The following is a 24,591-nucleotide window of genomic DNA, read 5'->3' on the forward strand; positions in this document are numbered from 1 at the left end:
GTCCTGTTTCACGTGAAACAGGACCGGGCCCCGGCCGTTCGTCGCTCTCGGGCCTCAGCCGCGCCGGTGCCGTCCGCCGCCGGCCTGGACGGCCTCGTCGTCCTCGGCCGCGGCGCCGCCGGCCTTCTTCTTCCGGCGCTCGCGCACGATCTCGATGAGGATCGGCGAGACGGAGAGCAGCACGATCAGCAGCACCGCCGGGATCAGGTACTTGTCGATCACCGGGGCGAGCGCGTCGCCGAAGAAGTAGCCGATCAGCAGCATCGACTCGGTCCAGAGCACGCCGCCGATGACGTTCCAGAGGAAGAAGGTCTTCGCCGGCATCTCCAGGGTGCCCGCGACGGGGTTCAGGAAGGTCCGGACGATCGGCATGAAGCGGGCGAGCACGACGGCCTTGCCCGGCCCGAACTTGTTGAAGTACTCCTCGGCCTTCAGCACGTACTCGCGGCGGAAGATCTTCGACTCGGGCTTGTCGAACATCTTCGGCCCGACCTTCACCCCGATCTGGTGCCCGAGCTGGGCGCCGACGATGGCGGCGATCGGGGCCCCGATCAGGAGAGTCGCGATCGGCAGCCGGGTGCCTTCGCCGAGGACCGACGAAGCGGCGTCCGAGGCGGCGACACCCGCGATGATGAGCAGCGAGTCACCCGGGAAGAAGAACCCGACCAGGAGGCCGGTCTCCGCGAAGATGATCGCGATCAGCCCGATGGCACCGAGGGACGAGATCAGTGATTTGGCGTCGAGCAGATTGACGGCCAGCTGGTTGTAGTCCACGGGCGCAGAATAGCGGGCTTGTCTTTACCAAAGCTTCGCGCCCGGGGCTGAGCGGGCCCTCATCCCTTCGTCGCATGCCGCTCCGCGCCCGCCGCACACCCCTGCGGGACACCCCGGCGGGCGCTCCCCGGGCCTCCCCGGGGAGCGCCCGGGGAGGCCCGCCGTCCCGACTGGCGGGCCACATGGTGGAGCCGGTGGGCGTTCTGGGAAGATGGCACGGGCGCCCGGTCCGCGGTGGCACCACCCTCATGGCCGACCCGCGGCGGTTGCCTCGAACCTTGGTACCGGCAGGCCGCACCGCAGAGCCGCGCATCGGCCCTGGTACCCCGGAGTCGTCACCAGGCGTACACAGCGTCGGACAGCACCGTCCGTACGCCGCAAAACCCGACAGGAGCGGATTCGCATGCCCATCGCAACTCCCGAGGTCTACAACGAGATGCTGGACCGGGCCAAGGCGGGAAAGTTCGCCTACCCGGCGATCAACGTGACCTCGTCGCAGACCCTGCACGCCGCGCTGCGCGGCTTCGCCGAGGCCGAGAGTGACGGCATCATCCAGATCTCGACCGGTGGTGCGGAGTTCCTGGGCGGCCAGCACAACAAGGACATGGTGACCGGCGCCGTCGCGCTCGCCGAGTTCGCGCACATCGTCGCCGCCAAGTACGACATCACCGTCGCGCTGCACACCGACCACTGCCCGAAGGACAAGCTGGACGGCTACGTCCGGCCGCTGCTGGCGGTCTCCGCCGAGCGCGTGGCCCAGGGCCGGAACCCGCTCTTCCAGTCGCACATGTGGGACGGCTCGGCCGAGACCCTGGCCGACAACCTGGCGATCGCCCAGGAGCTGCTCGCCCAGGCCGCCGCCGCCAAGATCATCCTTGAGGTCGAGATCACCCCGACCGGCGGCGAGGAGGACGGCGTCACCCACGAGATCAACGACGAGCTGTACACCACCGTCAACGACGCCGTCCGCACCGCCGAGGCGCTGGGCCTGGGCGAGAAGGGCCGCTACCTGCTGGCGGCCTCGTTCGGCAACGTGCACGGCGTCTACAAGCCGGGCAACGTGGTGCTGAAGCCGGAGCTGCTGCGCGAGCTGCAGGACGCGATCGGCAAGCAGTACGGCAAGAACGACCCGTTCGACTTCGTCTTCCACGGCGGCTCCGGCTCGACCACCGAGGAGATCGCCACCGCGCTGGAGAACGGTGTCGTGAAGATGAACCTGGACACCGACACCCAGTACGCCTTCACCCGCCCGGTCGTGGACCACGTGTTCCGCAACTACGACGGTGTCCTGAAGGTCGACGGCGAGGTCGGCAAGAAGAACACCTACGACCCCCGCACCTGGGGCAAGCTCGCCGAGGCGGGCATGGCCGCCCGCGTGCTGGAGGCCGCCAAGCAGCTGCGCTCGGCCGGCAACCGCCTGAAGTAGGGTCCCGCCCGACGGCAGGGTCTGCGGTCATGCCCCCCAGTGGTTCACTGGGGGGCATGACCATTCACAAGGACCTCCTCGGGGGTCCGCCTCCGACCCACCTGCCCGCCGAGCCCGCTCCGCTGGAGCTGCTGGCCGGCGGCGCCTCCCCGGCCGAGGTCGCGGCGAAGTACCCGACCTCCTCCCTCGCCTGGGCCCAGCTCGCCGACGACGCCTACGCCGCCGGCCGCACCGTCGAGTCCTACGCGTACGCCCGTACCGGCTACCACCGCGGGCTGGACGCGCTGCGCCGGGCCGGCTGGAAGGGCCACGGCCCGGTGCCGTGGGAGCACGAGCCGAACCGCGGCTTCCTGCGGGCGCTGCACGCGCTCGGGCGGGCCGCCGGCGCGATCGAGGAGAAGGAGGAGGCGGAGCGCTGCCTGCAGTTCCTCCGGGACAGCTCGCCGACCGCCGCCGCCACGCTCGGCTGACGACACCCGACGCGCCGGACGACCGCCCCTGCTGCCCGGACGGGCGGCAGGGGCGGTTTCGTCCGCTCCGCCCACCCGGAACGTGGACACCCGTCGGTCCACCGTGTCAGGGTGGGCGGGCGAGGGGGGCGCATCGGTTCGAGGTTCCGCGGCCCCACGGGTCGACAGGAAGCTCCACCGTGCCAGCAGCCAGCCCCGCCCCCCGCGGCGACCGCCCCCGTGGTTCCGGCACGAACGGTGCACGTCGGGCCCGCGCCCGTACCTCCGGGCCCGGCACCGCACGGCGCGGCACGGCTCCCCGCCCCCGGTCGTCCTCGCGCCGCCGCAGCAGGCCCCGCCGGCGGCTCGGGCCCGGCATGGTCGCGGCCCTGGTGGCCGCGGTGGCGATACTCGGCGGCACGCTGTTCGTCCTGAAGCGCCCCGACGCCCTGCCCGGCGCCGACCGGACCGCCCAGGGCCGGGTGGCCCCGGCCGACGGCAACGCCCCCGCCCCGACCCCTCCGGCGGCCCCGGCAGCCGCCCCCGTCGCGCCCACCCCGACGCCCACCCCGACGCCGACCGCCGCACCCACACCCACACCCACACCGGAACCGACCACGCCGGACCCCGGCTTCAAGGGCACGGGTACCTTCACCGTCGCCCAGGGCTCCGCCGCCCCGGTCGGCAAGGGCACCGTCCGCCGCTACCGGGTCGAGGTCGAGGACGGCATCGGCATCGATCCGCCGGCCGCCGCCGCACAGGTCCAGGCGATCCTCGCCGACAAGCGCGGCTGGACCAACGACCGCAGGAACGGCTTTCAACTGGTGTCCGGCGGCGCCTACGACTTCACCGTGAAGATCGCCTCACCCGCCACCGTCGACAGGATCTGCGGCGCCGCCGGACTGGACACCCGCGGCGAGGTGAACTGCAACGTCGGCAACCAGGTGCTGGTCAACGTCAAGCGCTGGACGATCGGGTCCCCCCAGTTCAGCGGCCCGATCGACGAGTACCGGGCACTGATCGTCAACCACGAGGTCGGCCACCGGATCGGCCACGGCCACGAGACCTGCCCGGGCCAGGGAAAGCCCGCGCCGGCCATGATGCAGCAGATCTACGGCCTCAAGGGCTGCGTGCCCAACGCCTGGCCGTACAGCCCCGAGGGCACCTACCTGGGCGGTCCCGCAGTCTCCTGAACCTGCCTGGAACGGGACGGAGTTGAGACACGTTCGGCGTACGGCCGGAACGGCTCCGGCCGTAGGCTGGCGCCATGATCAGCGCAACCGCCCCGACCGACGACCGCCTCGCGACCGCCCGTTCCGCGGCTGCGCGCCCCGCCCCCTCCCGCCACCGGCTGCTCGCCCTCGCGGGCACCGCCGGACTCCTGCTCGGCACGGCCGCCTGCGGCTCCGACGGCGGCGGCACCGGCGCGGCCGGCGCGGGCCGGCTCTCCTACGACCAGGCCCGGTCGACCGCCCAGGACCTGTCGGAGTCCGGCCCCTGCCCGTTCGGCCTGGACCTCGCGGCGGCCCTCAAGGGGGCCGGGGTGGACCTCCCGGTCACCGCCGGGGCCAAGGGGCACCTGACGGCCGAGACCGAGGTCGAGGCGGAGGTCCCGGCCCAGCCCTGGCCCTCCGGGGCCACCCCGCCCGCGGGGATACCCTCGATCCCGGCCACGCCCGCAAGGGCATGGGTGACCTGCCACTTCACGGCCGGCGCCACTCCGGTCCGGGTCGACCTGCTGGCCCTCGCGGAGCACGGCCCGGCGATCAGCCTGATGCTCCCGCACATCCAGCGGTTCGGGAACCTCGGTGTGGACCAGCTCCAGGACTTCGCCGACCGGCAGCCCGCCACCGGCCAGACCAAGGTCACCCCGGGCGGGGGTCTGGTGGGCGTCTCCCGACCGGCCGTCCGCGGCAAGGGGGACCTCGCGCTGACCCTCACCCAGACCACCGGCGAGGCCCCGACCGAGCCCGCCCTGACCGGCGAACCGCTGCGCAGGGCCACCGAACGGCTCGCCGCGCAACTGCGTCCCTGACCGACCGTCGACCGGCTCCGCCCATCACCCGGCCGCCGCCGCCCGACCGCATGCCGGCTGCCGCGGGCCGGCGGGCTCAGCCCAGGACCGGCAGGTGACCGCGCAGGTCGCTGCGCTCGCCGCCGGCCGACACCGCGGCGGCCTCCACCGCGTCCGCCCAGCCGGTCCGGCCGGTGGCCAGCCGGATCCAGGTGAGCGGATCGGTCTCGACCACGTTCGGCGGGGTGCCCCGGGTGTGCCGCGGCCCCTCGACGGCCTGCACCACCGCGTACGGCGGGATCCGCAGCTCGACGGCACCGCCGGGTGCCTGGTCGGCGAAGGCGTCGGCCAGCAGCCGGGTGACGGCGGCGACCGCCTGCCGGGCGTGCGGGAAGTCCGCCCGGCCGAGCGCGTCGGCCAGGTCGTCGGCGTGCACGACCGTCTCGACCAGCCGGGTCACCAGCATGTCGGTGAGCGTCATCGAGCCGAGCCGGATCTCGAACCGCCGGCCCGGGATCCGGGTGTCCTCCCCGTCCAGTGCGTCGACGAGCCCGTCCGCGGCCCGCGCGAAGGCTTCCGCCACGGAGGCCGGCTCACCGCCGAACTCGCCCGCGGCCTTCTCCCGCGCCTGCCCGTCGAGCAGCGGCGCGACCGTGCCGACCCGGGCGACCCACGCCAGCAGGTCGAGCGGCGGACGGCCCTCCAGCGGGTCGCCGAGGTGCGCGGGTACCCAGTCGATCTGGACGGCGAGGTGCGCGACCAGCTCGCGCACCCGCCACTCCCCCAGCCGGGTGGGCCGGGCGAGCAGCTCCGCCGCGTCCGGGCGGGCGCAGAACTCCCGGACGGCGTCGCGCAGCGCGACGGTCTGCTCGGCCAGCGCGGCGCTGACCTTGGAGTGCTGGTACGTACGGGACTTGGCAGGCATGCGCCCCAACATACGCCGGGGGGCGGACGGTTCCGCAGACCCGCCCGCCCCTCAGCACAGCCCGGTCAGGCGAGCAGAGCCTCGATGACGCCGGTGTGGACGTCCTTCAGCTCGGCCAGCGAGACGGTGAACAGGCCCTGCACGTCCAGCACGTCGCCGTCGACCACGCCGACCCGGGTGGCCGGCAGACCGCGCGCGGTGCACATGTCGTTGAACCGGAGCTCCTCGCTGCGCGGCACCGCGACGACCGCGCGGCCGGCCGACTCGGAGAACAGGAACACGAACGGGTCCTGGCCCTCGGGCACGATGATCCGCGCGCCGTGGCCGCCCTTGAGGCAGCTCTCCACCAGGGCCTGGCCGAGGCCGCCGTCGGAGAGGTCGTGCGCGGCGTCGATCATGCCGTCACGCGAGGCGGCGATCAGGATGTCGCCGAGCAGGCGCTCGCGCTCCAGGTCGACCTTGGGCGGCAGACCGCCCAGGTGGTCGTGGACCGCCTGCGACCAGGCCGAGCCGCCCAGCTCGTCCTCGGTGTCGCCGAGCAGGTAGAGCAGCTGCCCCTCCTCGGCGAAGGCCACCGGGGTGCGGCGGGTGACGTCGTCGATGACACCGAGCACCGCGACCACCGGGGTCGGGTGGATGGCGACCTCGCCGGTCTGGTTGTAGAGCGAGACGTTGCCGCCGGTGACCGGGGTGCCGAGCGTCAGGCAGGCGTCGGCCAGGCCGCGGGTGGCCTCGGCGAACTGCCACATCACGTCCGGGTCCTCGGGGGAGCCGAAGTTGAGGCAGTCGGAGACCGCGAGCGGCTTGGCGCCGCCGGCCGCGACGTTGCGGTACGCCTCGGCGAGGGCCAGCTGGGCACCGGTGTACGGGTCCAGCTTGGTGTAGCGGCCGTTGCCGTCGGTGGCGACCGAGACGCCGAGGTTGGTCTCCTCGTCGATCCGGATCATGCCCGAGTCCTCGCCGACCGAGAGCACGGTGTTGCCGAGCACGTAGCGGTCGTACTGGTCGGTGATCCAGGACTTGGAGGCCTGGTTCGGGTGACCGGCGAGCTTGAGCAGGTCGGCCTTGAGGCCCTCGCCGGTGGTCGGGCGGGCCAGCCGCTCGGCGGTCGGGGCGTCGGCCTGCAGCGCGTCCTGCCAGCTCGGGCGGGCGTAGGGGCGCTCGTAGGTCGGGCCCTCGTGGGCGACGGTGCGCGGCGGTACGTCGACGACCAGGTCACCGTGCCAGAAGATCTCCAGGCGCTCGCCCTCGGTCACCTCACCGATGACGGTGGCGATGACGTCCCACTTCTCGCAGATCTCCAGGAAGCGGTCGACCTTGTCGGGCTCGACGATGGCGCACATGCGCTCCTGCGACTCGCTCATGAGGATCTCCTCGGGCGAGAGCGTGTGGTCGCGCAGCGGCACGGTGTCGAGCTCGATCCGCATGCCGCCGGAGCCGGCCGAGGCCAACTCGCTGGTGGCGCAGGACAGGCCGGCGCCGCCGAGGTCCTGGATGCCCTTGACGAGCTTCTCCCGGAAGATCTCCAGGGTGCACTCGATGAGGAGCTTCTCCTGGAACGGGTCGCCGACCTGGACGGCCGGGCGCTTGGCCGGGCCGGTGGCGTCGAAGGTCTCGGAGGCGAGCACCGAGACACCGCCGATGCCGTCGCCGCCGGTCCGGGCCCCGTACAGGATGACCTTGTTGCCGGCGCCGGTGGCCTGCGCGAGGTGGATGTCCTCGTGCTTCATGACGCCCACGCACAGGGCGTTGACCAGCGGGTTGCCCTGGTAGCAGGAGTCGAAGACGACCTCGCCGCCGATGTTCGGCAGGCCCAGGCAGTTGCCGTAGCCGCCGATGCCCGCGACGATGCCGGGCAGCACGCGCCGGGTGTCCGGGTGGTCGGCCGCGCCGAACCGCAGCGGGTCCATCACGGCGACCGGGCGGGCGCCCATCGCCAGGATGTCGCGGACGATGCCGCCGATGCCGGTGGCCGCGCCCTGGTAGGGCTCGATGTACGACGGGTGGTTGTGCGACTCGACCTTGAAGGTGACCGCGTAACCCTGGCCGACGTCGACCACACCGGCGTTCTCGCCGATGCCGACGAGCATCGCGTCGGTCTCCGGCTTCTTCTCGCCGAACTGCTTCAGGTGGACCTTGGAGCTCTTGTACGAACAGTGCTCGGACCACATGACCGAGTACATGGCGAGTTCCGCGCCGGTCGGACGGCGGCCCAGAATCTCCCGGATCCGCGCGTACTCGTCCTTCTTGAGGCCGAGTTCGGCCCAGGGCTGGCCGGCGTCCGGGGTCTGCTCGGCGTTCTTGACGGTGTCGAGGCTCATCAGGCGTTCACCAGCTGCTTCAGGACGGAAGTGAAGAAGCCCAGGCCCTCGGTGGTGGGACCGGTGAGCGGCTCCACGGCGTGCTCGGGGTGCGGCATCAGGCCGACGACATTGCCGGCGGCGTTGGTGATGCCCGCGATGTCGCGGTACGAACCGTTGGGGTTGACGTCCAGGTAACGGGCGACCACACGGCCCTCCGCCTCCAGTTCGTCGAGGACGCGCTCGTCGGCGACGAAGCGGCCCTCGCCGTTCTTCAGCGGCACGACGATTTCCTGGCCGACCGCGTAATCCCGGGTCCAGGCAGTGCCGTTGTTCTCGATCCGCAGCTTCTGGTCGCGGCAGACGAAGTGCAGCGAGTCGTTGCGGGTGAGGGCGCCCGGCAGCAGGTGCGATTCACAGAGCACCTGGAAGCCGTTGCAGATACCGAGAACCGGCATTCCCAGCTTCGCCTGCTCGATGACGGTGTCCATCACCGGCGAGAAGCGGGAGATGGCGCCGCAGCGCAGATAGTCGCCGTAACTGAATCCGCCCGGCAGGACGACCGCGTCGACCTGGTGGAGATCCTTGTCACGGTGCCAGAGGGCGACCGGCTCGGCGCCGGCCAGGCGGACCGCACGACGGGCGTCGCGATCGTCGAGCGAGCCGGGGAAAGTGACGACGCCGACGCGGGTGGTCACTTCGCCTCCTCCTCGACGCGGACGGTGAAGTCCTCGATCACGGTGTTGGCGAGAAAGGTCTCGGCGGCTTCGCGGATACGGGCGAGCACGGCGTCGTCGACCGGGCCCTCCAGCTCCAGCTCGAAGCGCTTGCCCTGGCGGACGTCGGCGATCCCGGTGAATCCGAGACGGGGCAGCGCACGCTGCACCGCCTGTCCCTGGGGGTCGAGGATCTCCGGCTTGAGCATGACGTCGACTACGACGCGTGCCACTGGCACTCCCGGTGGTGTCTTCGTGAGGCGGGGGAACTCCAGACTACCGGGGGTTTCGGGCGGGATTGCTGGCCGGGCGGCGCGACGCGCGTAGACCCGAGACCCTTACGTCACAAGGGCTCCGGACGCCGGGCGCCCCCCGCACACCGTCCCATTTCGCCGGATTCCCGGACCCCAGCGAGAACACCCGAAGAGCACCCGAATACCGCCACTCCGGGACAGATCCCCCAACCGCGTGCCCGGGTATCCGACGCGGCGGCGAAGACACGTGAATATCCGGAAAAGAAAGCCGGACTCTTCGATTTCTCCCCGCTTCGGGTGCAGAATAGGGCCACCTGCCGCGGCAAGTGCTGCGTATCCGGCATGCCATCGGGCCTGCCCGTATGCGCTTGCGCGAGGGGTGCACATCAGGCCCCGGAGCGCACCCGCGCCCGGTCGGCCGAATTGCCCGAGAGGATTGACACCCATGGCTCAGCGTGTAGTTGTCACGCTCTCCGACGACCTGGACGGCGGCGCAGCCGCGGAAACCGTCCACTTCGGCGTCGACGGGAAGTCGTACGAGATCGATTTGTCCGTGGACAACGCGGAAAAGCTGCGGGAGGCCCTCGCTCCGTTCGTCGCGGCCGGCCGCCGCCAGAGCCGCACCGGGAAGTCCTTCCGGCGCACCGCGCTCACCCCGGACCCCGCCGCCGTGCGTGCCTGGGCCCAGTCCCGCGGCATGGAGCTGCCCGCCCGCGGCCGCATCCCCAAGCACGTCTACGAGGCGTTCGCCGAGGCGAACTGACCACCGCGGTACCCGGTCGTCCCGCCCAAACCCAAAGGGTGGGGCGACCACCCCGACGGATGCTGTAGAGTATTCCTCGTCGCCGCAACGGAGAGATCCGAAGAGGCGGAAGGTGCCCCACCAGGTACCGTGCGGACGTGGCTCAGTTGGTAGAGCATCACCTTGCCAAGGTGAGGGTCGCGAGTTCGAATCTCGTCGTCCGCTCGCAGTGCGCGAGCACAGCACAACTTCATATCTTTATCCTGCGGACGTGGCTCAGTTGGTAGAGCATCACCTTGCCAAGGTGAGGGTCGCGAGTTCGAATCTCGTCGTCCGCTCCATGACGAAGGGTCCTCTCGGTCGAGAGGGCCCTTCGGCGTTTCCGGCATTCGCCGGCGACCGCCCGCAGCACCCGGGCCCACCGACCGGTGACATATGTCATGGCCGACCCGTGGATCCGCACCCCGTTCCCGTGAGGCCGCGCACTGTCCGCGGTGCCCCGGCGACGGGAGGCTTGGGACATGGAAACCAGCCAGCCCCTCCACGGCGACCACGTGATCGAGGTCACCGACCTGCACCGTCACTACGGCACCGGCACCACCCGCTACCACGCGGTCCGCGGCGTCGACCTGACCGTCGGCCGCGGCGAGCTGTTCGCCCTGCTGGGCACCAACGGGGCCGGCAAGACCTCCACCATGGAGCTGATCGAGGGCCTCACCGCCCCGAGCGAGGGACGGGTCCGCGTCCTCGGCCACGACCCGCACGGCGAGCGCAGCGCCGTCCGGCCGCGCATCGGCATCATGCTCCAGGAGGGCGGTTTCCCCGGCGAGCTCACCGTCGCCGAGACCGGCCGTGCGTGGGCCGGGATGACCAGCAACGCCCGCCCGCTCGACGAGGCACTGGACCTGGTCGACCTCACCCACCGCCGCAACGTCCGGGTCAAGCAGCTCTCCGGCGGCGAGCGCCGCCGGCTCGACCTGGCGATGGCCCTGCTCGGCCGGCCCGAGGTGCTCTTCCTGGACGAGCCGAGCACCGGCCTCGACCCGGAGGCCCGCGTCGCCGTCTGGCGGCTGGTCCGCGAGCTGCGCGCCCAGGGCACCACGGTGCTGCTCACCACGCACTACCTGGAGGAGGCCGAGGAGCTCGCCGACCGGCTGGCCATCATGCACGGCGGCCGGGTCGTCACCACCGGCACGGTGGCCGAGGTGATCGCCGGCCGGCCGTCCCGGATCTCCTTCGAGCTCCCCGAGTTCACCGGCACCTCGCTGCCGCCGCTGGCCGGCGCCACGGTGACCGCCGACGGCCGGAAGATCACCGTCCAGACCCCGCGGCTCCAGGCCACCCTCACCGACCTGCTCGGCTGGGCCGCCCACCACGGCGTCGAACTCGGCGCGCTCGACGCCCGCAGCGCCTCCCTGGAGGAGGCCTTCCTGGCCATCGCCTCCGAGGCCGCCGACCGGCCCCCGGCCGGGACCCCCGCCGCTCCCACCGCCCGCCGCCGCCTGATCGGACTCGCCCGATGACCACCGCCACCGCCTCCGCCACCACCGCCGGTCCCCGGAGCACCACCGCCCGTCGGCTGCTGGCCCTCGGCCGGGCCGAGGGCATCCTGCTGCTGCGCAACCGGACCGCCCTGTTCACCGCCCTGCTGCTGCCGCTGCTGCTCATCGGCGGGCTGAAGAGCGTGCTCGACCAGCAGGCCGAGACCACCCCCGGCCTCGACGTCGACTCCCTGCTGGTCAACGGCGCCGTCGGGATGGTGCTGGCCTTCGTCGTCTACTACAACCTGACCGCCGCCTACGTGGCCCGCCGCGGCGAGCTGGTGCTCAAGCGGCTGCGCACCGGCGAGGCCCGGGACATCGAGATCCTGGCCGGCACCGCCGTCCCCTCCGTGGCCCTGGCCCTGCTGATGTGCGCCGTGATCGGCATCGCGGGGGCCTCGGTCCTGAACCTGACCGCGCCGGTCAACCCGCTGCTGCTGATCGTCGGCCTGGTCATGGCCGTCGGCACCCTGATGGCCCTGGCCGCCGTCTCCAGCGCCTTCACCAGGACCGTCGAGAGCGCCGGCATCACCACCATGCCGGTCCTGCTGATCTCCCAGTTCGGCTCCGGCCTGTTCTACCCGCTGGAGGTCATGCCGGACCGGCTCGCCGACTTCTGCCGCCTGCTGCCCACCACCCCGGCGTTCCAGCTGATCCGGGTCGGCTGGTTCGGCACCGACGGCTCGGCCGACGCCACCGGCTTCGCCGGCACCTGGTCCACCGCCGCGCCGCACCTGGTCACCGGCGCCGTCTGGCTGGCCCTCGCGGCCTGGGGCGCCGTCCGGTACTTCCGCTGGGAGCCGCGCCGCTGACCGGCCCGGACCGGGAACCGGTGGCCCGCACCCCGCTGCACCTCTGATAGGAAGGCAGCAGCACGATCATGGCCGGACGGGGAGCGGAGCAGATGGGTGTCGTGAATCCGGTGCGCAGGTGGCGAGGCTTCAGCAAGCCCCAGCGCTCCGAGCTCTACCTCCGCTGGTCGCTCTACCTGATGGCGCTCGCCCCGCTGCCGGCCGCCCTGCTGAGCAGCACCTCCGCCCCGGAGACCCGGCACTACCCGGCCTCCGTCCGGGTCAGCCTGGTCGTGGGCCTCGCCCTGGTCCTGGTCACCCTGCGCGCCTACCGCACCTCGCTGGACCACTACCTGAAGCGGCCCGCGGACCACCCCCGCTGGCTCCTGATCACCGGAGCCGTCGCGGTGGCCGGCTCCTGGGCGGTCATGCTGATCGGCCCCCGGACCGGCGACGGCCCGGACGGCGCGCCGTTCACCGCCTCGATCGTGATCGCCATGCTCTTCTCCTCCTTCGGTCCGGCCGCCGTGGGGCTGGCGCCGCGCACGGCGGCCCTCGCCGGACTCGGGGCGCTGCTGGCCGTCGCCCCCGCGATCATGCTGGCCGGCGTGGACCTCGCGACCACCTGCGGGATGCTGGTGTTCACCGCGTCCGCCATGACCTTCATGGGCTGCAGCTGCCGCAGCTTCGCCTGGCTCCAGTCGGTGGTCTGGGAGCTGGACTCGGCCCGCGAGGCCCAGGCGCAGCTGGCCGTCGCCGAGGAGCGCCTGCGGTTCTCCCGCGACCTGCACGACGTGATGGGCCGCAACCTCACCACCATCGCGCTCAAGAGCGAGCTGGCCTTCCAACTGGCCCGGCGCGGCCGGCCGGAGGCCGCCGACCAGATGGCCGAGGTGCAGCGGATCGCCCAGGAGTCGCAGCGCGAGGTCCGGGACGTGATCCGCGGCTACCGCACGGCGGACCTGCACGCGGAGGCGATCGGCGCCCGCGCGGTGCTCCGCTCGGCCGACGTGGCCTGCGAGATCGACCTCGGCGAGCACGCCCACGAGCTGCCGGCCCCGGTCCAGTCGGTGCTCGGCTGGGTGATCCGCGAGGCCACCACCAACGTGCTGCGGCACAGCGAGGCGGCCCGCTGCTCGATCCGGCTCCGCCGGGAGGACGACCGGGCGTTGCTGGAGCTGGAGAATGACGGGGTGCCGGCCGTCCCGCTGCCCTCCCAGGGCGGCGGTACTGGGCTGGGCGGCCTGCGCGAGCGGCTCGCCGTCCACGACGGCGAGCTGACCCTGCCGGTCGCCGCGCCGGGCAGCTTCCGGCTGCTCGCCAGCGTCCCGATCTGAACCGCTCCACCGGAAGGCACCCCCGATGACCGACTCCGCGCCCGTCCGCGTCCTGCTCGCCGACGACGAGCACCTGATCCGGGGCGCGCTGGCCGCGCTGCTCGCGCTGGAGGAGGACATCGTGGTGGTCGCCCAGGCCGCCTCGGGCCCGGAGGCCCTGGCGATGGCCGAGGCGCACCGGCCGGACGTCGCGGTGCTGGACCTGCAGATGCCCGGGCTGGACGGCATCGAGGTGGCCACCCGGCTGCGCACACTGCTGCCGGACTGCCGCTGCATGATCGTCACCGGCCACGGCCGGCCGGGCTACCTGAAGCGCGCGCTGGAGGTCGGGATCCGGGGCTTCCTGCCGAAGACCGTCTCGGCGGCCGACCTGGCCGGGATCATCCGCACCGTGCGGGCCGGCGGCCGGTACGTGGACCCGGAGCTGGCGGCGGACGCGATCGCCGCCGGGGAGACCCCGCTGACGCCGCGCGAGACGGACGTCCTGGAGCTGGCCGCCGACGGCACCTCGATCGCGGAGATCGCCGCGCGCGCGTCGCTCTCCCAGGGCACCGTCCGCAACTACCTCTCCTCGGCGGCCGCCAAGCTGGGCGCGGAGAACCGCCACGCGGCGGTGCGGATCGCCCGCGAGCACGGCTGGATCTGAGCCGGAACCGGCCCGCCCCGCCCTGCCCGCCCCGCCCTGCCCGCGGACGCCGCCGGGTCCGGGCGGGCGGACCCGGACGGACCCGGACGGTGGCCTCAGACCCAGCTGAGGCCGGTCAGCCGCTCGTAGGCCTCGACGTACTTGGCGCTGACCCGCTCGACGACCTCGGCGGGCAGCTGCGGCGGCGGCTGCTCGCCCTTCCGGTCCCAGCCGGAGGCCGGGGAGGTCAGCCAGTCGCGGACGATCTGCTTGTCGAAGGAGGGCTGGGCGTGGCCCGGCTCCCACTGGTCGACCGGCCAGAACCGCGAGGAGTCCGGGGTGAGGACCTCGTCGCCGATCACCAGCTCGCCGTCCAGCAGGCCGAACTCGAACTTGGTGTCGGCCAGGATGATGCCGCGGTCGCGCGCGATGTCCCGGGCCCGGGAGTAGACGGCCAGGGTGGTCTGCCGCAGCTGCACCGCCAGGTCCGCGCCGATCCGGCGGGCGGTCTCCTCGTACGGGACGTTCTCGTCGTGCTCGCCGACCTCGGCCTTGAGCGCCGGGGTGTAGATCGGGGCGGGCAGCTCGGAGCCGTCCTCCAGGCCCTCGGGCAGGGCGATGCCGCAGACGGTGCGGGAGTCGCGGTACTCCTCCAGGCCGGAGCCGGCCAGGTAGCCGCGGGCGACGCACTCGACCGGGATCATGTCGAGGCTGCGGCAGACCAGCGTGCGGCCCTTCCAGTCGGCGGGGGCGCCGGCCGGGACCTCGGTGGAGATCACGTGGTTGGGCACCAGGTCGGCGATCCGGTCGAACCACCACAGCGAGAGCTGGGTCAGGATGCGGCCCTTGTCCGGGATCTCGTTGGGCAGCACCCAGTCGTAGGCCGAGGTGCGGTCGCTGGCGACCATCACCAGCTCGCCGGACTCGGTCCGGTAGAGGTCGCGCACCTTGCCGGTGTGCAGGTGGACCAGGCCGGGCACCTGGACCGGCTCGGGCTTGGTGACAAATCCGCTCAAGGTCGTCTCAGTCCTCAGGGGTCGTTCGCGGGCGTGGGGCGCGAAAGGGGAGGTCACTGGGGTCGAGTCTGTCATGGCTCCCACCCGGACCCCGGAGGGGTCGGCCGCTCAGCCGTTCTTGCAGAGGTGGTCGAGCAGGTTGGCGGTGGCCCGCTGGATCCGCTCGTCGGTGAGGCCCGGGCGGTCCAGCGCGGGCGACCAGGCGAAGGTCCCGGAGGCGAAGACGTACGCGCCGCTGGGCGCCCGGTAGAGCGAGGTCTCCTGGTAGCGGGTGCGGCCGGCCAGGTCCCGGTACGGGGAGTGCGAGAGCAGCACCCGGTCGGTGTGGGCGGGCAGCGCGACCTTCGGGTAGTACCGGTCGGCCTCGCCGGCCACCAGACCGGGCAGCTCGTCGCCCTCCTGGACGCCGGTGCCCTCCCAGAGCCAGTGGCCGGTGTGCCGGGCGACCATCGGGACGGGCGCGGCGACCCGGCCGGAGTACTGCAGGCCGAGCAGGTGCTGCTCGGGCTCGCCGGCGTCGCGCCAGAGCGCGCTGGCGGCGCCGGGGGCGCCGGTGGCGGGGCTGCCCGGCTGGACCTTCTGGCGCTTGCGGCAGTTGAGCAGCCGGTTGGGCTCGCCGGAGGGCGCGGCGCTCAGCTCGACCCGCCAGTACATGGTGTTGGCGGACAGGAAGACCAGCGAGGTGCCGCCGTCCCGGGCCCGTTCGGCGGCCCGGCGCATCGGCTCGGACCAGTACTCGTCGTGGCCGGGGAAGACCAGCGCCTTGTGCCGGGCGGGGTCGACCAGCCCCGCGTGCAGGTCGGTGGCGGTGGCGTAGGAGAGGTCGTAGCCGTACCGCTCGGCCCAGCGGATGAAGTCGTAGGCGTGGCCGACGTGCAGCGGCAGTCCGGCGGTGGCGTGCGGGCGGTCGAAGGAGACGGTGACGGCCGCCTCGGGCTCGCCGACCAGCCGGCCGCCGCCGTCCCAGGCGTGGTAGAGGCTGGCACCGCTGCGGCCGTCCTCGGGAAAGAGGTTGTACGCCTGCCAGGTCACGTCGGGGACCACCAGCAGCAGCTCGGCGGCGCGCGCCTGGTCCTCGAAGTCCCGGACGGTGAAGGGGATGTGGCTGCGGTGCAGCATGTCGGCGGTGGTCAGCACGGCGACGTAGGCACCGGGCCTCCAGTGGGCCGGGATCTGCAGCCGCCAGGTGTGCCACCAGTGGTGGCAGGAGACGGTCCTCCCGGCGACCAGCGGGGCGGGCTGGACCATGCCGGCGATCAGCGGGCTGGACGTCATGTGGTGGGCGCCGTCGCCGGCGTAGTGGCCGATCCGGTAGACGTCGACGGTGAACTCGCGCGGCGGGTTGACGGTGACCCGGAAGTCCACGGAGCCGCCGGGGCGGACCACGCCGGCCGAGGCGAAGCCCTTGATCTGCTGCTCCTCGTCGTTGGAGCTGAGCGGGGTGCCGACCGGCGGCTTGCCCCGGAGGCCGGCGGACAGCCGCCGCTGTCCGGGGGCGTCCACCGAGACGTACCAGGGGACGGCGCCCTCGGCGCCCGCGAGGTACTGGTCCGGGCTGCGCAGCCAGGGCAACGGGCCCTGGCCGAAGGGATCGGAGACGCTGTGCGCGTGCGTCCCGGACTCCCAGCGGCGGTTGAGTTCGGTCCCCACGCGCGCCCCTCCCAGGTGCACCTACGCGGTTGGCATGTGCCTCCCGGATGTGCGTGCGGTCTAATACACCACACAGTGCTGGCGCTGCGTCACCCTACGGTAGCAACTAGTGGTGACGAATCTCCCGGCCCGGGCCCCGGAGGGCCTCCGGCCTGCGAAGACCCGGGGCGGCCGGCCGTTCCGGGGGCGCACATTCCGGGAGCACGCGCCCCCGGGTGCCGGTCGTCAGAGCCGGACGGGCTTCTCCAGCCGGACGCCGGCGGCGTCCAGCCAGGCCCGCAGCGGGCCGTCCTGGCCCTGCTCGACGGCCTGCGCGACCGGCTCGGCGAGGTCGGTGCGGCGGACCCCGCCGAGCTGCAGGACCGGGCCGTCCAGCCAGTCCAGGCCGGGAACGGCCCCGGCGGTGTCCACGGAGGCGCAGCAGACCATCGCCGTGACGTGGTCGACCAGCACGTCCCGCCCGGAGCGGACCGGTTCGAGCAGCGGCGCGGGTGCGGTGGTGCGGGCCAGCTGGGCGGTGAGCGCGGCGGCCAGCCGCTCGCCGTCGCCCTCCGCGAGCCGGACCAGCAGGCGGGTCAGCGTCGGGGCGCCGGGGCGGGCCTGCGGGGCGAGCCGGTCCAGCGCGGACTGCAGCTCCGCGGCCCGGGCGCGCCAGCCGGCGTCCACCACCTCGACCGGGTAGTCGGCCCACTCCAGCTCGCGCCAGGCGCCGGAGGCGGGCCGGCCGAAGAACAGCTCGGCGGCGAGCCGGGAGACCGCCGCGTCCACCGCGCCGGGCTCCTCCAGGAGGTCGCAGGCGGGGCGGTCGCCGAGCCGGCTGCTGTAGCCGTCGGCCAGCCGGTCGCGCCGGGACAGCTCGGTCAGCGCGGCGACCACACCCGCGTTCAGGTGCGCGGGGTGGCGGCCCAGCCGCCAGGCGGGCAGCGCGACCCGGGTGAGCAGCCGGTCCCAGCCCGCGTAGGCGAGGCCGACCTGCTCCTGGGCGGCGATCCGCAGGCCGTAGTCGACTTCGCGGGCCTGCTCGGACGCCCAGCCGGCGACGGCGCGTTCCAGTTCGGCGGCGTGCCCGCGGCAGGCGCCGAGCAGCCGTCGGGTGATCCGGTCGGTGAGCCCGGCCGGGCCCCGGCGGGCGGGCTGCGGGCCTTCGGGCGGGGCGCAGACCAGACCGGAGGCCGGGGCGGCGTCCAGGCTGGCGTCCAGGGCGCGCAGGAAGCGGCGTGCCGCGGCGATCTCGGGGTCGGCGGCGGCCGCGGTGCCGGCCACCACCGGGGCGAGGAGGGCGCGCAGCTCGCCGGCCCGCATCCACCAGAGGAACGGCGAACCGATCACCAGGACCGGCGCGGGCTGCTCGTGGTGGTCGGCCCGGCGGGACCGGCGGGCCGGGCGGGGCGGCGGGACGTCCTCCAGCCAGCTGTCGCAGTCCGGGGTGAGCGCGATGGCGGAGGGCGCGGGGACCTCCAGGCGGTCGGCCAGCTCGTCGATCAGCCGGTACAGCTCGGGGGCCTGTCCCCGGGCGATCGGGACGGCCGGGGTCTGCGGCGGCACGGCCCGGCGGTACGTCCGGGCGGCCAGCCCGGCCACCAGCAGGGTGAGCGCGGCGACCGCGCAGAGCACCCAGCGGGCGGCGTCCCAGCCGGCGGCGTCCGGGGAACCGGGGGCGCCGAGCCGGCCGGTGAACCGGCCTGCGAGCAGCACCGCCGCAGCGGCGGCGGGCAGCGCGGCGGCGGCCAGGGCGAGACCCCGGATCCGCAGGACCGCCTGGGCATGAGCGCGCGCGGTGTCGACAACGGCCATACGGTGCGGCACCCCCTTCGGAGCCCTCGGGCACCCGGTGACGGGGGTCCGAGCCGACTCGAACGATCAGTTCCGACCGGGGGACGGTGACGTCCGGTCCCCGGTAGTGCATGCTGCGTGGCGCTTCTGACATTCTCGACGCCCGTGTCCGGGTGGGTGTTCCGGATCGCCCCGGTTTCCACTCGTCCCGGTGACGCCGTCCGAATTCCGGACGACCGCACCCGGGCGTCGCACGAAGCGGCCCGGGCGTCCGACCCGGCCGGACGCCGTCCAGCATCCCCCCGCAGGACCGCCGCTACCCGGCGGCGGCCGGGAACGGCGCGGCCCGGGGCGCTGCGATCCAGCGCACCATAAGGCCGGGCGCCCGGCTGCGTCAGCCGGATGCGGCCGCTGTCACTCGATGGGCTGGATTCCGGCCGCCGAACGGTGCGGCGGCCCCGGATCCGCTCCGGCCCCTCCCGCCCCCGAAACGCCGGTCCGCGCTGCGGCCATGGGGGTTGTCCCGCCGCCCCGCCGGCCCAGCCGTCCCGCTCCGCCGGCCGACGGGCCGGGGACCGCGGGCCCGGGTCGGCGGGCGGGGCGGCCGGCCGGGAACGGCCCGGGCCCCCGGCGATCGCTCGCCGGGGGCCCGGGGGTGCCTGAGGGGGGAGCCGTCAGCCCGCCGCCTTCAGCGCGATGTCGGTCCGGTGCTGGCCGCCCTTGAGGGAGATCCGGTCGAGCGCCCGGTACGCCCGGTCCCGCGCCTCGGCGAGGCCGGTCCCGGTGGCGGTGACCGACAGGACCCGGCCGCCGGCGCTGAGCACCCGGCCGTCCTCGTCCAGCTTCGTCCCCGCGTGCAGCACGTACGCGGTGCCGTCGGCGGCCTCCGCCTCGGCCAGACCCTCGATCGGGTCACCGGTGCGCGGCGCCGCCGGGTAGCCCTCGGAGGCGATCACCACGGTGACCGCGGCGCCCTCGTCCCAGCGCAGCGGCTCCAGCTGGTCCAGCGTGCCGGTGGCCGAGGCGTGCAGGACGCCCGCCAGCGGGGTCCGCAGCCGGGCCAGCACGACCTGGGTCTCCGGGTCGCCGAAGCGGGCGTTGAACTCGATCACCCGGGTGCCGCGCGAGGTCAGCGCCAGGCCGGCGTAGAGCAGGCCGGAGAACGGGGTGCCCCGGCGGTGCAGCTCGTCCACGGTCGGCTGCAGGACGGTCTCCAGGACCTCCTCCACCAGGCCCTCGGGGGCCCAGGGCAGCGGCGAGTAGGCGCCCATGCCGCCGGTGTTCGGACCCTCGTCGCCGTCCAGCGCGCGCTTGAAGTCCTGGGCCGGCTGGAGCGGGAGCACGGTGGTGCCGTCGGTGATCGCGAAGAGCGAGACCTCGGGGCCGTCCAGGTACTCCTCGATGACCACCCGATCGCAGGCGGTGGCGTGGGCCAGCGCGGCCTCGCGGTCGGGGGTGACCACGACGCCCTTGCCGGCGGCCAGGCCGTCGTCCTTGACCACGTAGGGCGGGCCGAAGGCGTCCAGCGCCTCGGCCGCCTCCTCGGCGGTGGTGCAGACGTAGGAGCGGGCGGTGGGCACGCCGGCGCCGGCCATCACGTCCTTGGCGAAGGCCTTGGACCCCTCCAGCAGGGCGGCCTCCCCGGACGGGCCGAAGACGGGGATGCCGGCCGCGCGCACGGCGTCGGAGACGCCCGCGACCAGCGGGGCCTCCGGGCCGACCACGACCAGGTCGGAGCCGAGCCGCCGGGCGAGCGCCGCGACCTGCGCGCCGTCCAGCTGGTCGACCGGGTGGACCGTCGCCACCTGCGCGATCCCGGCGTTGCCCGGGGCACAGTGCAGCTCGGTCACGGCGGGATCTTGGGACAGAGAGCGGCACAGGGCGTGTTCGCGGGCGCCGCCGCCGATGACGAGGACCTTCACGCTGCGCAAGGGTAGCCGGTGGCCGGTTCGGGCCGCTCTCCGGTCCCGTCGGAAGCCACGAACGGAGGGCTCCGGTACACGCACGGCCCCGGAGGATCGTCCGATCCCGGCGCCGGACGGTAGGCGCGCAGTGCCCGGGTCAGGACAGCGGGTCACCGGGGCCTCGCTCGGACGGGTGAAATCTCGCCGACCGCCGCAACCCTCCCACCTCGGGATCCGGTGGCCGAATCCGGTAACGATCATTGGCGAAGCGGCCACACGGTCAGCCATTTGGCGGTAAGAAGTGCTGTTGGACCACTACCGGCCGCAGCCGGTACCGCCGCCCCGGGGCATCCGCGTCCGCCCCGGACCCGGCACGTGTCCGACGGTTCGACCGGTGTTTCACGGGCCGTCAGGCCGATGTCACGTCAGTCGGCGCACAGTCAGACCCAGCAGTCCGCCCGCCACAGGGAGCCCCACAGGTGAGCCAGCCGGAAATGCAGCCCGAGGAGAGTGCCTGGGGCAAGGAGATCGGCGAGGAGGACCCGCCGGCCGCGACCGTCGCGCGCCCTGCCTCCACCCGCCGCCGGTCCGATCTGAGCACCCGCCAGTTCCCCCTCGGGGACTGGGGCGAGCCCGCCGAGCGGCTGGAGGAGCTCTACCGCTGGTCGGAGGAGCGCGCGGTCGAGGCGATCGAGTGGTACCGGCGGGACCGGGTCTGGAAGCGCCGCTGGGCCCGGCTGCTGCGGTTCGGCACGGCCGGCTTCGCGATCGGCGGGGTGACCGCCCCGCTGGTCGACCTGACCGGGGCGGTGGCGAACGGCACCAGCTGGGGCTACGTCGGGCTGGCCCTCGCCGCCGCCTGCCACGGCGTGGACCGGGTGTTCGGCCTCACCTCCGGCTGGATGCGGGACGTCTCCACCGGGCAGGCGCTGCAACGCCGTCTGGAGGCCTTCCAGTTCGACTGGGCGTCGGAGTGCGTGCGGGAGGTGCTCGGCCCCACGGAGGGCACCGCGGGCGAGGCCGCCGAGCGGTGCCTCGGGGTGCTGCGGCGGTTCTGCGAGGACATCTCGGACATGGTCCGCACCGAGACCTCGGAGTGGATGCTGGAGTTCCGCGCCGGGATGACCCAGCTGCCCACCCAGGCCCCCGGGAGCTGGGGCGGTCGCACCGAGCCGGGCATCGGCGCCCAGGTGCGGGTGCTGCCGCCGCCGGGCACCCGGCCGACCATGCCGCGCCAGCGGCCGCCGGAGGGGCCGCTGCGCTAGCGGAGGCCGTACGGGCGGTTCCCGGGCGCCGCGCCGTGCGGCGCGTGAGCCCTGGGCGGCGTGAGGCGTGGGCAGCGCGGGCGGCGGGTGCCGAGCCGCCCCGTCAGGCGAAGACGATCATCGAGCCCTGGTGCAGGCTGCGGGTCGCCGCCGCGTACAGGCCCGCCCAGGCGTGCCGCTCCCGGGCGAACGGGTGCAGGTCGTCCAGCGGCGGGCCGAACGGCTGCTCCAGCCCGGTCGGGCCGAGCGGCCGGGTCGGGGCCGGCGGGTCGAACGGGTCGATGCCCAGCGCCGGGGCGACGGCCTGCAGCTCGCGCAGCAGCCCGTGGCTGGAGCCGAGCGGGCCGCCCGAGGCGAGCAGGGCCTCGTCCACCAGCGGAACGGCGAACTCGATCGGCACGTACGCGCCGGCGTGGTCGAAGTGCCAGACCAGGTGCGACTGCTCGGCGCTGCTCTCGAACATCTCCAGCAACTGCTCGTAGTCGCCGCCGAGCTCGTCGACCGGCGTGATGTCCAGACCGGTCAGACCCAGCAGGTAGGCCCGGCGCAGGAAGTGCAGCGAGTCGTAGTCGAAGGCGGCTATCGGCTCGACCGCCCCGCTGAGACCCGGTACGTAGTGGTACACCGGCACCTCGGGCAGGCCGTACGAGGCCAGCACCTGGTTGTAGAGCGCGAGGTCGTCCCGGAAGGGATTGTCGGGGCTGTGGCTCAGCACGTCCACCAGCGGGACGAGCCAGAGGTCGCAGGCCATGGGACGGCTCTTCCTCTCCGGGCATTGGGGGGGCCGACCGCGCGGGGCGGCGGACGGCGAACGGGCGGGTCGGTGCCCGGGGCAGTCGGTCCGAGGACCGGCCGGGGCGGACGACCGCCCACCCTACCGGCCCGGCGCGCGATGCGGATCGGGCCGCCCCTCCGGCAGTTGGCCGGGCTGCGGTTCGGGCAGCCGGCGGCCGAACCGCCCGTACGGGACGGAGCGGGGCTGCGGCACCAGACCGAGGCCCAGGCCCAGTTCACGGCCCAGTTCACGGCCCAGCTCGTGCTCCCGGCCGCGGGCGCCGCCGGCCGGCCGGACCGGCCCGGGGTCCCGGCCCGCCCCGCCCGGTCCGAGTTCGGCGTCGGCGCGCGCCGCCTCGCCCGGGACGGCCGCGCCCGGGACCGCCGCGCCGTCGGACGGGCCCTCCACCGGCGCGGCGATCCCCGGAGCGTCCGGCACACCCGCTCCGGCACCGCCCGGCGGGGCGTCCCCGGGAGCCGTCGGGTCCGGGCCGGTGCCCGGCAGGGCGGCACCGCCCGGCGGGACGGCCGCCCGCTCCGGCACCGGCCGACCGGCCAGCAGCGCCAGCACCCCCACCGACTCCACCGACTGCCCGGACAGCTCGGCCAGCAGCCGGACGGTGAAGAGGTTGTACTCGCAGACGATCCGGTGGACGGCCGCGAGGTCCCGGGCCTCGATCGCGTCCACCAGCTCGACGTGGCTGTCCCAGCAGACCCCGGACAGCTCGGGCATCGCCCGCAGGTGCGGCGCGGCGAACATCCAGGACTGCACCCGCAGCCAGTCCAGGTAGTCGGCGATCCGGCGGTTGCCGAGCAGCCCGGCGACCTCCTGCCAGAACCGGCGGTCGCACCCCACCATCACGTCGAGGTTCCCGGCGCGGGCCGCCCGCACCGCCGCGTCCGCACGGCGGCGCAGCGAGGGCAGCCGGCTCTCGTCCGTCGGTCCGGTACGCGCGGCCAGCTGCCGGAAGTAGCTGTCGGTGATCAGCACCCGGGACTCGAAGATCTCCAGGAAGTCCTCCCAGCCGAACTCGGGCACCGTGAAGCCCCGGTGGTGCTCGGCCCGGAGCAGCCCCTGCGCGGACAGGTCGACCAGTGCCTCCCTGGCCGGGGTCGCCGAGACCCCGTACAGCTCGGCGATCTCCTTGACGGTGAAGTTGCGCCCGGCCGCCAGGCGGCCGGCCATCATCTCCTCGCGCAGCGCGCCGGCGATCTGTTCGCGCAGGCTGTTCCGGTGGATCACGGGGCGGGTGTCGCCTGGGCCGGTGCCGAACATGCGCGCGACCTCCTCGGCGGGCTGGACGGCCTGACGGGGACAGACCGGCGGTAGAACGGCTGGTAACACGACGAAGGCTCATCTTCTCAAAAAGGACACCGACGTGTACAAGCCCCCCATACGCCCCGGGCGCGCCCCGCGCGCTCCTCCGCCGCCGCTACCTCTGCACGGGCGCCGGAATGCCCAGCAGACGGTCCCGGTGCACCGGGAACTCGGCGCGCGCCCTGGCCACCTCCGCCGGATCGAACTCCACGGTCAGCACCTCCTCCCCGGACCCCGCCTCGGCCAGCACCCGGCCCCACGGGTCCACCACGATGCTGTGGCCCGCCTGCTCCACCCCGCCGTGCGTGCCCGCCGTGTTGCAGGCCAGGACGTACGCCTGCTCCTCCACCGCGCGGGCCCGGTTCAGCAGCGTCCAGTGCTCCCGCCGCCGCTCCGGCCACGCCGCCGGAATCACCAGCAGCTGCGCACCCGCGTCCAGCAGGGCCCGGAACAGCTCCGGGAACCGCAGGTCATAGCAGGTCGCCAGGCCCAGCGTGCCGAGGTCCGTCGTGGCCGTGACGATCTCCTGGCCGGCGCCCATCGCCACCGCCTCCCCGCTGTCGAAACCGAAGCGGTGGATCTTGCGGTAGGTGTGCACCAGCTCGCCGTCCGGGGCGAAGAGCAGCGAGGTGTTGTAGATCGGCCCGTCCGGATCGCGCTCGACGATCGAACCGGCGTGCAGCCAGACACCGGCCGCCTTCGCGGCCGCCGCCATCGCGTCCGAGGTCGGCCCGTCCAGGGCCTCCGCGCCGTCCGACCAGAGGTCGTGGGCGAAACCGCCGAGCGGCCACAGCTCCGGCAGGACGACCAGATCGGCCCCCTGTTGCGCCCGGACCAGCGCGGCCGCGCGGGCCCGCCGCTCGGCGGGCGGCTCGGCGTCGGATACCCCGAGTTGGATCAATGAAGCGCGCACAGTACCACCGTCCACGGCAAGAGTCCTACGATCGTCACCCGAAAGCGCTGCCCTGCTATCACCCGGCAGCGTAACGTGCGGTTA

General features: G+C 73.9%; 22 protein-coding genes and 2 tRNA genes. 12 read left to right on the plus strand and 12 right to left on the minus strand.

The features are described 5' to 3' along the window. Positions 1 to 54: 54 nt before the first annotated feature. A complete protein-coding gene (locus ACFWIC_RS27840) occupies positions 55 to 774 on the minus strand; it encodes a VTT domain-containing protein (protein WP_329948350.1) in 720 nt (239 codons plus the stop codon). 403 nt (positions 775 to 1,177) lie between these two features. Here ACFWIC_RS27840 and fbaA point away from each other — a divergent pair, with 403 nt between their 5' ends. From fbaA to ACFWIC_RS27860, 4 genes are all read left to right on the plus strand, one after another. Next, complete coding sequence (gene fbaA / locus ACFWIC_RS27845; protein WP_329884871.1) at positions 1,178 to 2,200, plus strand: class II fructose-bisphosphate aldolase; 1,023 nt, start codon at positions 1,178 to 1,180, stop codon at positions 2,198 to 2,200. Between the two features lie 56 nt (positions 2,201 to 2,256). Further along, positions 2,257 to 2,670, plus strand: coding sequence for a DUF3151 domain-containing protein (locus ACFWIC_RS27850; RefSeq protein ID WP_329884870.1), 414 nt, complete (start codon positions 2,257 to 2,259; stop codon positions 2,668 to 2,670). Between the two features lie 356 nt (positions 2,671 to 3,026). Next, the gene (locus ACFWIC_RS27855; protein ID WP_380355131.1) at positions 3,027 to 3,842 is read left to right on the plus strand and encodes a DUF3152 domain-containing protein; all 816 of its coding nucleotides are present in this window, start codon (positions 3,027 to 3,029) and stop codon (positions 3,840 to 3,842) included. A gap of 74 nt (positions 3,843 to 3,916) precedes the next feature. Beyond that, on the plus strand, positions 3,917 to 4,684 hold the full coding sequence (locus tag ACFWIC_RS27860) for a hypothetical protein (RefSeq protein WP_380355134.1): 768 nt from the start codon (positions 3,917 to 3,919) through the stop codon (positions 4,682 to 4,684). A gap of 76 nt (positions 4,685 to 4,760) precedes the next feature. On the opposite strand, the gene ACFWIC_RS27865 is transcribed toward ACFWIC_RS27860, so the two are convergent. From ACFWIC_RS27865 to purS, 4 genes are all read right to left on the minus strand, one after another. Further along, positions 4,761 to 5,588, minus strand: coding sequence for a sterol carrier family protein (locus ACFWIC_RS27865; protein ID WP_329948353.1), 828 nt, complete (start codon positions 5,586 to 5,588; stop codon positions 4,761 to 4,763). 65 nt (positions 5,589 to 5,653) lie between these two features. Then, positions 5,654 to 7,909 (minus strand): phosphoribosylformylglycinamidine synthase subunit PurL, encoded by a 2,256-nt coding sequence (gene purL, locus ACFWIC_RS27870; RefSeq protein ID WP_329884866.1) that lies wholly within the window; start codon positions 7,907 to 7,909, stop codon positions 5,654 to 5,656. Further along, the gene (gene purQ, locus ACFWIC_RS27875; RefSeq protein WP_329948354.1) at positions 7,909 to 8,586 is read right to left on the minus strand and encodes a phosphoribosylformylglycinamidine synthase subunit PurQ; all 678 of its coding nucleotides are present in this window, start codon (positions 8,584 to 8,586) and stop codon (positions 7,909 to 7,911) included. Before purQ ends, purL begins: the two co-directional genes overlap by 1 nt. Next, positions 8,583 to 8,837 (minus strand): phosphoribosylformylglycinamidine synthase subunit PurS, encoded by a 255-nt coding sequence (gene purS / locus ACFWIC_RS27880; protein ID WP_329884864.1) that lies wholly within the window; start codon positions 8,835 to 8,837, stop codon positions 8,583 to 8,585. The genes purQ and purS overlap by 4 nt, the downstream gene beginning before the upstream one ends. Before the next feature lie 466 nt (positions 8,838 to 9,303). Between purS and ACFWIC_RS27885 the strand changes: the two genes are divergently transcribed. From ACFWIC_RS27885 to ACFWIC_RS27915, 7 genes are all read left to right on the plus strand, one after another. Continuing rightward, a complete protein-coding gene (locus tag ACFWIC_RS27885; RefSeq protein ID WP_030304494.1) occupies positions 9,304 to 9,621 on the plus strand; it encodes an Lsr2 family protein in 318 nt (105 codons plus the stop codon). Between the two features lie 131 nt (positions 9,622 to 9,752). Continuing rightward, positions 9,753 to 9,825 (plus strand) — tRNA-Gly (locus tag ACFWIC_RS27890). Between the two features lie 40 nt (positions 9,826 to 9,865). Beyond that, positions 9,866 to 9,941 (plus strand) — tRNA-Gly (locus tag ACFWIC_RS27895). 180 nt (positions 9,942 to 10,121) lie between these two features. Continuing rightward, the gene (locus tag ACFWIC_RS27900; RefSeq protein WP_329948355.1) at positions 10,122 to 11,123 is read left to right on the plus strand and encodes an ABC transporter ATP-binding protein; all 1,002 of its coding nucleotides are present in this window, start codon (positions 10,122 to 10,124) and stop codon (positions 11,121 to 11,123) included. Further along, positions 11,120 to 11,953: an ABC transporter permease gene (locus ACFWIC_RS27905; RefSeq protein ID WP_329948356.1), complete on the plus strand. Its 834-nt coding sequence runs from the start codon at positions 11,120 to 11,122 to the stop codon at positions 11,951 to 11,953. Before ACFWIC_RS27900 ends, ACFWIC_RS27905 begins: the two co-directional genes overlap by 4 nt. 92 nt (positions 11,954 to 12,045) lie before the next feature. Next, the gene (locus ACFWIC_RS27910) at positions 12,046 to 13,269 is read left to right on the plus strand and encodes a histidine kinase (RefSeq protein ID WP_329948357.1); all 1,224 of its coding nucleotides are present in this window, start codon (positions 12,046 to 12,048) and stop codon (positions 13,267 to 13,269) included. Between the two features lie 25 nt (positions 13,270 to 13,294). Continuing rightward, positions 13,295 to 13,915, plus strand: coding sequence for a response regulator transcription factor (locus ACFWIC_RS27915; RefSeq protein WP_329884860.1), 621 nt, complete (start codon positions 13,295 to 13,297; stop codon positions 13,913 to 13,915). Between the two features lie 95 nt (positions 13,916 to 14,010). Here the strand turns inward: ACFWIC_RS27915 and ACFWIC_RS27920 are convergent, their stop codons facing one another. The 4 genes from ACFWIC_RS27920 to purD all read right to left on the minus strand — a co-directional run bounded on the left by ACFWIC_RS27920 (position 14,011) and on the right by purD (position 20,255). Beyond that, positions 14,011 to 14,910 (minus strand): phosphoribosylaminoimidazolesuccinocarboxamide synthase, encoded by a 900-nt coding sequence (locus ACFWIC_RS27920; RefSeq protein WP_329948358.1) that lies wholly within the window; start codon positions 14,908 to 14,910, stop codon positions 14,011 to 14,013. Between the two features lie 108 nt (positions 14,911 to 15,018). Beyond that, a complete protein-coding gene (locus ACFWIC_RS27925; protein WP_329884858.1) occupies positions 15,019 to 16,560 on the minus strand; it encodes a N,N-dimethylformamidase beta subunit family domain-containing protein in 1,542 nt (513 codons plus the stop codon). A gap of 225 nt (positions 16,561 to 16,785) precedes the next feature. Next, entirely contained in the window at positions 16,786 to 18,354 is a 1,569-nt protein-coding gene (locus ACFWIC_RS27930; protein ID WP_380520296.1) for a hypothetical protein, read from the minus strand. A 653-nt stretch (positions 18,355 to 19,007) separates the two neighbouring features. Continuing rightward, on the minus strand, positions 19,008 to 20,255 hold the full coding sequence (purD, locus tag ACFWIC_RS27935; protein ID WP_380520297.1) for a phosphoribosylamine--glycine ligase: 1,248 nt from the start codon (positions 20,253 to 20,255) through the stop codon (positions 19,008 to 19,010). A gap of 461 nt (positions 20,256 to 20,716) precedes the next feature. Here purD and ACFWIC_RS27940 point away from each other — a divergent pair, with 461 nt between their 5' ends. After that, on the plus strand, positions 20,717 to 21,502 hold the full coding sequence (locus ACFWIC_RS27940; protein ID WP_329884855.1) for an SLATT domain-containing protein: 786 nt from the start codon (positions 20,717 to 20,719) through the stop codon (positions 21,500 to 21,502). A 103-nt stretch (positions 21,503 to 21,605) separates the two neighbouring features. Here ACFWIC_RS27940 and ACFWIC_RS27945 read toward each other — a convergent pair whose 3' ends face one another. From ACFWIC_RS27945 to ACFWIC_RS27955, 3 genes are all read right to left on the minus strand, one after another. Further along, a complete protein-coding gene (locus ACFWIC_RS27945; protein WP_329884854.1) occupies positions 21,606 to 22,253 on the minus strand; it encodes a hypothetical protein in 648 nt (215 codons plus the stop codon). A gap of 123 nt (positions 22,254 to 22,376) precedes the next feature. Then, positions 22,377 to 23,552 (minus strand): GntR family transcriptional regulator, encoded by a 1,176-nt coding sequence (locus ACFWIC_RS27950; protein ID WP_380520298.1) that lies wholly within the window; start codon positions 23,550 to 23,552, stop codon positions 22,377 to 22,379. Between the two features lie 157 nt (positions 23,553 to 23,709). Continuing rightward, positions 23,710 to 24,507: a carbon-nitrogen family hydrolase gene (locus ACFWIC_RS27955; RefSeq protein WP_329948362.1), complete on the minus strand. Its 798-nt coding sequence runs from the start codon at positions 24,505 to 24,507 to the stop codon at positions 23,710 to 23,712. Positions 24,508 to 24,591: the final 84 nt, after the last annotated feature.

It is taken from the genome of Kitasatospora sp. NPDC127035 (genome assembly GCF_042726075.1).
In the GTDB taxonomy this organism is placed as follows: domain Bacteria; phylum Actinomycetota; class Actinomycetes; order Streptomycetales; family Streptomycetaceae; genus Kitasatospora.